Here is an 8517-nt window from a genome sequence, read left to right on the forward strand (position 1 = left end):
CGACCATCGACTGCGGGTTGTCGACGATCGGCCCGCCCCGGCGGAGCCGATCGTCGACAACCCGCAGTCGATGGTCGAGCGGGAGGCGCTGAAGCTCGCCCTCCAGGAGCCGGTGCTGGCCGGGCCGATGTTCGACGCGGTCGAGGCGTCGGAATACCGGCACCCCGTGCACGTGGCGGTGCGGGCGGCCGTCGCGGCAGTCGGCGGGGTCGCCACGGCCACCGGCGGCGCGGTCTGGATCGAGTCGGTCCGCGACGCCTGCGAGGACCTGGCCGCCCGGGCGCTCGTCGGCGAACTGGCGGTGGAGCCGCTGCGCATCGACGGCGAGCCCGACCCGCGCTACGTCTCGGTCACCATGGCTCGGTTGCAGTTTGGCTCGGTGACCAGCCGGATCAGGGACCTCAAGTCCCGGATCCAGCGGATCAACCCGGTCAACAACAAGGACGAGTACTTCGCCGCCTTCGGGGAGCTGCTGTCGCTGGAACAGCACGCCCGGGCGTTGCGCGAGCAGGCCGCGGGAGGGCTGTAGATGGGACTGTTCCGCCGCAAGCCGAAGCTGCCCGCGGCCCAGCGGCCGCCGCTCGCCGCCGAGGAGCGGGTGCTCGCCTGGGCCGCCGTCGGCGACGGCCAGGGCGACGGGGTCGTCGTGGCCAGCAACCTCGGCCTCTGGCTGCCCGGCCGGGCGGAGAGGCTGGGCTGGCACGACATCCTCAAGGCGATCTGGTCCGGCCGGCAGCTCACGGTGACCCCGGCCGAGTTGTCCGCCGAGCGCGACGGTTACCTGGTGGTGGCCGACGGCCCAACCGAGAGCCACCTGCTGCTCGACCCGGGTGAGCTGCCGCACCAGGTGCGGGAGCGGGTCACCCGGTCGGTGGCGTACACGCAGCACCGCCCGGTGCCCGGCGGCGCCGGCCGGGTCGCGGCGCGCCGGGTGCCGGGGGTGGACGGCCTCACGTGGACGGTCCGTCTCGACCCCGGCACCCCGGCCGACGACCCCGAGGTGCTCGCCGAGACCGACCGCCTCGTGGCGGAGGCCCGTGCCGCCACCGCCCCGGCGGACGTCTGACCGGCGCGGGTCACCCGCGCTGGTAGAACCGCGCGGCCCCGGGGTGCAGCGGGATCGGGTCGGTGCCCGAGGCGCTCTGCTGGGTGAAGTTGCCGGCCTCGGGGTGCACCTTCACCAGGTCGGCCTGGTAGGCGAAGAGCAGCCGGGTCAGGTCGTACGCCAGCTGGTCGGGCATGTCGGCGCTGACCAGGATGACGTTCGCCACCGTGACCGTCGGCGTGCCGCTCCTCGTCTTGTAGGCCTCCTTCGGCAGCTCCGCCGTGGTGTAGACCGAGCCGTGGCGCGCGGTGAGCGGCTCCATCAGGTCGACGATCGGCAGCAGCGCGTATCTGCCGGGCGCGCTGGCCAGCAGGTCGGCGATGCCCGGCGTGGGCAGGCCGCCGGAGAAGAACATCGCGTCGAGCGTGCCGGCCCGCATCCGCTGCACGGTCTCCGGCAGGGAGAGTGTGGCCCGGACGACGTCCCGGTCCGGGTCGAGGCCGGCGGCGGTCAGCAGACGCCCGGCGATGATGTCCGTGCCGGACCTCGGCGAGCCGGTGGAGACCCGCTTTCCGCGCAGGCCCGACAGCTTGGTGACCTTCGCGTCGGCGCGGACGATGACGTGGGTGTAGTTGCTGTAGACCCGGGCCAACGCCCGCACCGGCTGCGGCTGGCCCTCGAAGGCCCCGCGCCCCGCGACGGCGTCGGCCGCCGTGTCGGCGAGGCTGAAGGCGATCTCCATGTCGCCGCTGGCCAGCCGGTTGACGTTCTCCACCGACGCGCCGGTCGGCTCGGCCCGTGCCTCGTAGCCGGGCAGGTGCCGGCTGATCACGTCCGCGTAGCCGCCGCCGAGCTGGTAGTAGACGCCTGTGGTGTTGCCGGTGGCGAGGAAGATCCGGCCACCGTGCCAGGGTTGCGGCCCGGCCTCGGCCGCGCCGCAACCGGTGGCGAGCACGGTCGCCAGCAGGGCCGCCAGCAACCGGGAGGACCGTCCGATCACGCCCGGACCGCCGGCTCCAGGGCCTCCGCCACCCGCTGGACCAGCATGGCGGTCTCGTAGCCGATCTGGCCGAGGTCGCAGCCGGGCGCGGCGAGCACCCCGACGAGCGCGCGCTCGCCGACCGCCATCACCAGCATCACCCCGCCGTCCATGTCGACGATCTGCTGGCGTACGCGGCCGGCCGACATGAGCCGGGCGGCACCGACGGTCAGGCTGGCCAGGCCGCTGATCACGGCGGAAAGCTGGTCCACCTGGTCGGGCGCGAGGTGGGGCGAGGCCGCCAGGCGCAGCCCGTCGCCGGAGACCGCGAGGGCGTGTGACACGTCCGGCACCTGTTCGGCGAAGTTGGCCAGGAGCCAGTCCAGGCCGGCGCTCTCGGATGGGGTCATGGGATTCTCCTGGGGGGTGTCGTCTGGGTACGTCGGGTCGCCGCGGCCACTCCCTCGGCGAGCGAGGACAGCCGGGACCGCACGACCTCGGGGTCGAGCAGGTCGCCCGCCGGCCGCGCCGTCGGGGCCTCGTGCAGCGCGGCCGGCAGTTGGCCGCCCCGGGTGCGGCGCGGCAGCCCGGCCCCGGTGAGCGGAGGCGGCGCGGGCGGGGCCGACGCGGGACGGGACGGCGGCATCGCGGCGCCGCCACCCGACTCGGTCGGGCGCGCGCCGAGCACCGGGAGCGTGATCGTCGGCGCGTGGTGGACGCTGGTCAGGTCCGGCAGGGTGGCGGGACCACCGGCCCCGGTCCGGGGCCGGAACCAGGCGGTCTGGGCGGGAACGACCGGCGCGTGCGTACGCACGGGCGGCGGCGCCTGCGCGGGCACCGTCCGGACGGGCCCCGCAGGTGCGCGCACCTGCGGGGCGGCCTGCGCGGGAGCGCGTCCCTCCGGGGCGGAGCGCGGGGCGACGTCCTCGACGCGGGTCAGCGCCGACTCCGGGATCTCCACCTGCGCGACGGTGCCCGCGCCGCTGTTGTGCAGCTGCACCCGCACCCCGTGCCGGGCCGCCAGGTGGGCCACCACGTGCAGGCCCATGCTGCCGGCGGAGGCGCTGGAGAGCATCGCGGGGGCGAGCAGCCGCTCGTTGATCGAGGCGAGGCGGCTGTCGCTGATGCCGATGCCCTGGTCGTGTACGCGCAACGTGAGGCCGTCGATCGTGCGCCGGCCGTCGACGTGCACCGGCGAGTTCGGCGGGGAGTAGACGGTGGCGTTCTCCAGCAGCTCGGCGAGGAGGTGGACCAGGTTGCCCACGGCGGCCCCGTGCACCGCGGCGGTCGGCACGTCGACCTCCACCCGCGGGTAGTCCTCGATCTCCGAGGCGGCCGCCCGCACCACGTCGGCGAGCAGGTGGGCGCCGTCGTGCGTACGGCCGGGCTCCCCGCCGGCGAGGACGAGGAGGTTCTCGCCGTTGCGCCGCATGCGGGCGGCGAGGTGGTCCAGCGCGAAGAGCCGGGCCAGCGCGTCCGGGTCGGTCTCCTCGCGTTCGAACTCGTCGAGCAGCCGCAGCTGCCGGGTGATCAGGGTACGGATGCGTCGGGCCAGGGCCTCGGCCATCCGGGTCACGTCCATCCGCACCTCGGCCTGTTCACCGGCCAGACGCAGGGCGGCCCGGTTCACCGTGTCGAAGGCCTGGGCGACCTGCGCGATCTCGTCCCGGCCCTGCCCGATGCCGGCGGTCAGCCGGGTGGCCGCGCCGTCGGTCGGCGCGCCGTCACCGGACGCGATGGCGGTGATCCGCTCCGGCAGCTCGCGGTGCGCCATGGCGAGCGCCGCGACCCGCAGCCGGCGCAGGCGACGGCTGGTGCGGACGGCGAGCAGCACGGCGGCGGTCAACGACGCCAGCGCGACGGCGGTGGTCGCGCCTCCGGTGACCAGGGCCCGCCGCTGGGCGTCGCGGGCCAGCCCGGCGGCCTTGCGGTCGAGCTCCTCGGAGAGTTCCCGGCCGAGCAGGTTGTACCGCCGGATGGCCCCGCTCTGGGCCACGTACCAGGCGTCGCCGTCGGTCCTCAGCCCGGCGGGCTCGGACTCCACGTTGAGCGCGCTGTCGCGCATCCGGCGGGCGGTGGAGACGTCGGTCCCGGCCACCAGCCGGGTGTACGCGTCCGCCGCCGGCCGGCCGGCGATCCGGGAGAACTCGGCCTGACGCTGCTCCTGCGCGCCCCGCAACTGGCCGAGGCGGACCAGTTCCCCGTTCACCAGCGTGCCCCGCACGAAGACGGCGCGGAGCAGGTCGCGTTCCACGGCGGCGAGGTGTTCCTGGGCGGCCACGGCCGCCACCTCCCGGGCCCCGTTGGCCAGCTCGCGGTCGCGCAGCTGGGCCGGCAGCGCGTCGGCGACGGCGAGCAGCGACTCGACAAGCGAGAGGTAGGCCGGGTCGGCGGTGGTGCCGCCCAGCGCGGACCCGCGGGCCGGTTCGAGCTGGCCGAGCTGCGCGTCCGCGCCGTCGAGCACCTGGCGCAGGTCGGGGGCGGCGCGGCGGGCGTCCCGGCTGGCGCCGCGGTAGCGCTCGACGGACGCGTCGACCCGTCGTCGCTGCGCGTCGACGAGGGGCCGTCCGCTGCTGCCGCCCCGCTGGCGCAGGGCCGCCGTCTCGCCGAGTTCCCGTTCCAGCTCGTGCACCAGGCGCACGGTGGCCGTCGCGGTGCCGGCCAGCACCCGGGCGCGGTCCGCGTCGTCGGAGGCGTCCAGGGCGGTGGCGGTCTGGGCCGCCCCCAGCACCACCAGGCCGACCGTGGCCACCAGGATGGGCGCGAGCAGCTGGGTGCGTACCGACCACAGCCGGTCGGTGTGGTCGGCGGGCCGGTGGTGCCGGCGTACGCGGCCGGGGGTGGGGAGCGACACTCGGGCCCTCCGGGCTCAGGGTCGGGGGCGCCGGGCCCGGGCGCGAGGCCCGGACCCGGCGCCGGGGATCAGCGTGCGCCGAGGTCCTGCAACGCCTTGTCCGCGCCGCGGTGCAGCGGTACGGGGTCGGTCTTGCGGGCGTTGTCCAGGCTGATGCCCTTGGCGGCCGGGTTCGCCTGGGCCAGGGCGTCCTTCTTGTCGAACACCGTCCGGGTGATCGCGCAGGCCACGTTCGCGTTGAGGTCCTTGCGGACCAGCAGCACGTTCGGCACCACGATGGTCGGGGTGTCCGCGGCGGTCTTGTAGACGTCCGCGCCGATGGTCCCGGCCTGGTACGCCGGGTTGAGCTCGGTCATCTTGGGCAGCAGCGGGGTGATGTCGATGAACTTCACCTTGTCCCCGGCGGTGGTGAACAGGTCGGTCAGCCCGCCCGTGGGCACCCCGCCCGACCAGAACAGCCCGTCGACGCTGCCGTCCTTGACGCCCTCGACGCTCTTGGTCAGGTCGAGCCGCTGCGCCTGGACGTCCTTGGCCGCGTCGAGGCCGGCGGCCTCCAGCAGCCGGTTGGCGATGACCTCGGTGCCGGACTTCGGGGAGCCGGTGGAGATCTTCTTGCCCTTCATGTCGGCGACCGAGTTGATCCCCGAGTCGGCCCGGACGACGACCTGCGTGTAGTTGTCGTAGATCCGGGCGAGCGCCTCGACGGGCTGCGGGGCCGTGAAGCTGCCCTTGCCCTGCACCGCGTTGACCGCCGTGTCGAACAGCGAGAAGGCGACGTCGTACTGCCCGCCGACGAGCTGTTCGATGTTCTGCACCGAGGCGCCGGTCTCGGCGGCGGTGCCGGTCAGCTTGCCCTCGGTCGCCCCGGAGAGCTGACCGGCCAGGGCGTTGCCGACCACGTAGTAGACCCCGGTGGCGTTGCCGGTGGCGATGCCGACGCGGGTGCTGTCGGTGACCTTGCAGGTGATCTCACTGGCGGCGTCGTCCTTGGTCGCGCCGTCCTGACGGCCTCCGCAGCCGGCGGTGCCCGCGGCGACGAGGGCCAGCGCGCCAACCCCCGCGGCGAGCCGCATGTTGATCCGTCTCACTGTTTTTCCTCCCCATGGTTCACCGTTGGTACTGCTGACGGCCCGCCGTTCCGGCCGGCGGATCCGCGTCTGACGAGCACGCCCGCCACCATGACGGCAGCCAGGGCGGCGCCGATCGCGACGGGCACGGGTTCGAGCCAGAGCAGCGTGAGCCCGGCGAGCGCGCCGACGATCCGCTCCGGCGCGCCGGCCGGGCCGACGCCGGGCAGCCAGCCGCCCGCCGCGACCGCGAGCACGGCGACGCTGAGGGCGGCGACCGTCGCGGCGACGGCTATCCGCTGCGGGCCCCCGATGCCGAGCAGCCCGAGGCCGGTCGGGGTGACCACGAAGGCGAGCGGGATGAGGTAGGCCGGCAGGGCGTACCGCAGGGTCTGCCACATGGTCGGCACCAGCCGGCCGCCGGTCACCGCGGCGGCGGCGACCGCGGCGAGCGCGGTCGGCGGGGACGCCTCGGACAGCACCGCGAAGTAGAAGACGAACATCGCCGCGGCGGGCGCGGTGACGCCCAGGTCCAGCAGGGCCGGGCCGATGATCACCCAGCCGATCACGAACGACGCGGTGACCGGCACGGCCAGCCCGAGCAGGGTGAGGGCGACGGCGGCGAGCAGCGCGGTGAGCGCCAGCACCACGGCCGGCTCGGAGCTGACGGCCTGGGCCCCGCTGACCAGCAGCGCCGCCGCCTGGGGGCCGAGGCCGGTCTTGGTGGTGGTGGCGGTGATGATGCCCGCGGCGGCGCAGACCGCGCTCACCGCGAGGACCCCGCGCACCCCGGCGCTGAGCGCGGCGAGCAGGCGGGCCGGGGTGAGCCGGTGCCGACGGTCGAGGAAGGACAGCACGGCGGCCAGGATGGTGGCCAGCACCACGGCCTTCGTCGCGGAGAAGCCGACGGCCAGCAGCCCGACGATCGCGAAGAGCGAGAGGAAGTGGTAGCCGAACCGGGCCAGCAGCCGGCCGGCGGAGGTCGTGTCGATGACCACCGGCCGCACGCCCGAGCGGCGGGCGTCGATCTCGACCGCGAGGAGGATGCCGAGGTAGTAGAGCACCGTCGGGACGGTCGCCCAGCCGAGCACCTGGAGGTACGACACGCCGAGGTACTCGGCGATGATGAAGGCCGCCGCGCCGAGGGTGGGCGGGGAGAGGATCGCCCCGACGCCGGCTGCGGCGAGCATGCCGCCCGCCCGCTCCGGCGGGTAGCCGGCGCGGCGCAGCACGGGCCAGGTGACCGCGCCGATGCTGACGGTCGTCGCCGCGCCGGAGCCGGAGACGGTGCCGAGCAGGAACCCGGAGGCGACGGCGGTGCGCCCGGCGGCCGTGCGCGAGCGCCGGAAGGCGGCGGCGGAGAGCTCCACGAAGAACCGGCCGGCCCCGGAGAGGTCCAGCACCGCGCCGTAGATGGTGAACAGCACGATGTACGTCGCCGCGACGTCGAGCGGGGTGCCGTAGAAGCCGCTGTCGGAGTTGTAGAGGCCGTCGACGATCTGCCCGAAGTCGAGGCCGGCGTGGGCCACCGGCCAGGACTGGGGCAGCAGCCCGCCGTAGTAGCCGTAGCCGAGGAAGACCACGCAGACGGCCGGCAGGATCCAGCCGGTGGTGCGCCGGCACGCCTCCAGCAGCAGGAGCAGCAGGACGGTGCCCATCGCCACGTCCATGCCGACGAGCAGGCCCTGCCGGTCGAGGAAGGCGTCGTACCCGCCGCCGCCGTCGCCCAGGTCGACGGGCAGCACCGGGTAGAGGCAGCTGACCAGCGCCGCGCCGGCCAGGATCCAGTCCGGCAGGGTGGGGCGCCGGCGCCCGGGGCGCTCCGCCGGAACCGCGTCGTCCTGCCCGGTCGCGCCGGTGCGGCGCAGCCGCCGGGGCAGGCGCAGATCCGCCGGGTACGCCAGGAAGACCATCGGCAGGATGCCGGCCAGGAAGATGACCAGGTAGAACTTGCTCCCCTGCGGCAGCGGGTAGAACACCTGCCAGAGGGCGAGCAGCGCGATCGCCAACGTCGTTCCGGTGACCAGCACGCCGATCGGCCCGGAGAGTTCCCGCCCGGGCTTTTCGTCCTCGAACTGCGCGGCGAGTTCCCGTGGATCGGGCGCGGCACCGTCCGGATCGGACCGATTGTCGGTCTCGGGCGGCAACGGGACCGGACCGCCATCCGGGGTGGACTCGGGGCCCACGGTGGACGGCTGCGGGGCGGGTTCGCCGGAGGAACGCACTGGTGGCACGAGGGGGCACGATACGCGAATTAGATACCGGGCGGAACATTGCTGATCATGATTGCAGCCAGTAATTAATTGGGACTCGCGATTACGCAGAGAGACTGTAATTGGGTCCGGATATGCGGCAGGATGCGCGCCCTGATTGGTAAGAATGCGGCAAGCCGGGAGGGGGTCGTATCCGATGCGTCCACTCTGGTCCGGTAGTAACGCGTTTCCGGCCCACCCGCGTGCGGCCATCGCCGCGCCGTCGGCACCGCACGAGGCCATGACGCAGGGTAGTTTTCGTCGCTCTCCGTTGCCGGATGGGTCCTGACCAGGGCGCCTGTACCCCTACCGCCCCGGGC

General features: G+C 74.5%; 6 protein-coding genes and 1 pseudogene. 2 read left to right on the forward strand and 5 right to left on the reverse strand.

Going from position 1 to position 8517, the window contains the following annotated elements:
* A pseudogene (locus F6X68_RS27150) lies at positions 1-529 on the forward strand (DNA primase); the annotation flags it as partial.
* Complete coding sequence (locus F6X68_RS27155; protein ID WP_151456930.1) at positions 530-1066, forward strand: hypothetical protein; 537 nt, start codon at positions 530-532, stop codon at positions 1064-1066. It begins immediately after the preceding pseudogene.
* A gap of 10 nt (positions 1067-1076) precedes the next feature.
* Here the strand turns inward: F6X68_RS27155 and F6X68_RS27160 are convergent, their stop codons facing one another.
* From F6X68_RS27160 to F6X68_RS27180, 5 genes are all read right to left on the reverse strand, one after another.
* The gene (locus F6X68_RS27160) at positions 1077-2045 is read right to left on the reverse strand and encodes a TAXI family TRAP transporter solute-binding subunit (protein WP_151456931.1); all 969 of its coding nucleotides are present in this window, start codon (positions 2043-2045) and stop codon (positions 1077-1079) included.
* The gene (locus F6X68_RS27165; RefSeq protein WP_088998933.1) at positions 2042-2434 is read right to left on the reverse strand and encodes a roadblock/LC7 domain-containing protein; all 393 of its coding nucleotides are present in this window, start codon (positions 2432-2434) and stop codon (positions 2042-2044) included. The genes F6X68_RS27160 and F6X68_RS27165 overlap by 4 nt, the downstream gene beginning before the upstream one ends.
* A complete protein-coding gene (locus tag F6X68_RS27170; RefSeq protein ID WP_151456932.1) occupies positions 2431-4878 on the reverse strand; it encodes a sensor histidine kinase in 2448 nt (815 codons plus the stop codon). Before F6X68_RS27170 ends, F6X68_RS27165 begins: the two co-directional genes overlap by 4 nt.
* A 68-nt stretch (positions 4879-4946) precedes the next feature.
* The gene (locus F6X68_RS27175; RefSeq protein ID WP_151456933.1) at positions 4947-5966 is read right to left on the reverse strand and encodes a TAXI family TRAP transporter solute-binding subunit; all 1020 of its coding nucleotides are present in this window, start codon (positions 5964-5966) and stop codon (positions 4947-4949) included.
* Positions 5963-8179 carry a TRAP transporter permease gene (locus F6X68_RS27180; protein ID WP_370518994.1) on the reverse strand — a complete coding sequence of 739 codons (2217 nt, stop codon included), beginning with the start codon at positions 8177-8179 and terminating at the stop codon, positions 5963-5965. The genes F6X68_RS27175 and F6X68_RS27180 overlap by 4 nt, the downstream gene beginning before the upstream one ends.
* Positions 8180-8517: the final 338 nt, after the last annotated feature.

The organism is Micromonospora sp. AMSO12t (assembly GCF_008806585.1).
Taxonomy (GTDB): domain Bacteria; phylum Actinomycetota; class Actinomycetes; order Mycobacteriales; family Micromonosporaceae; genus Micromonospora; species Micromonospora reichwaldensis.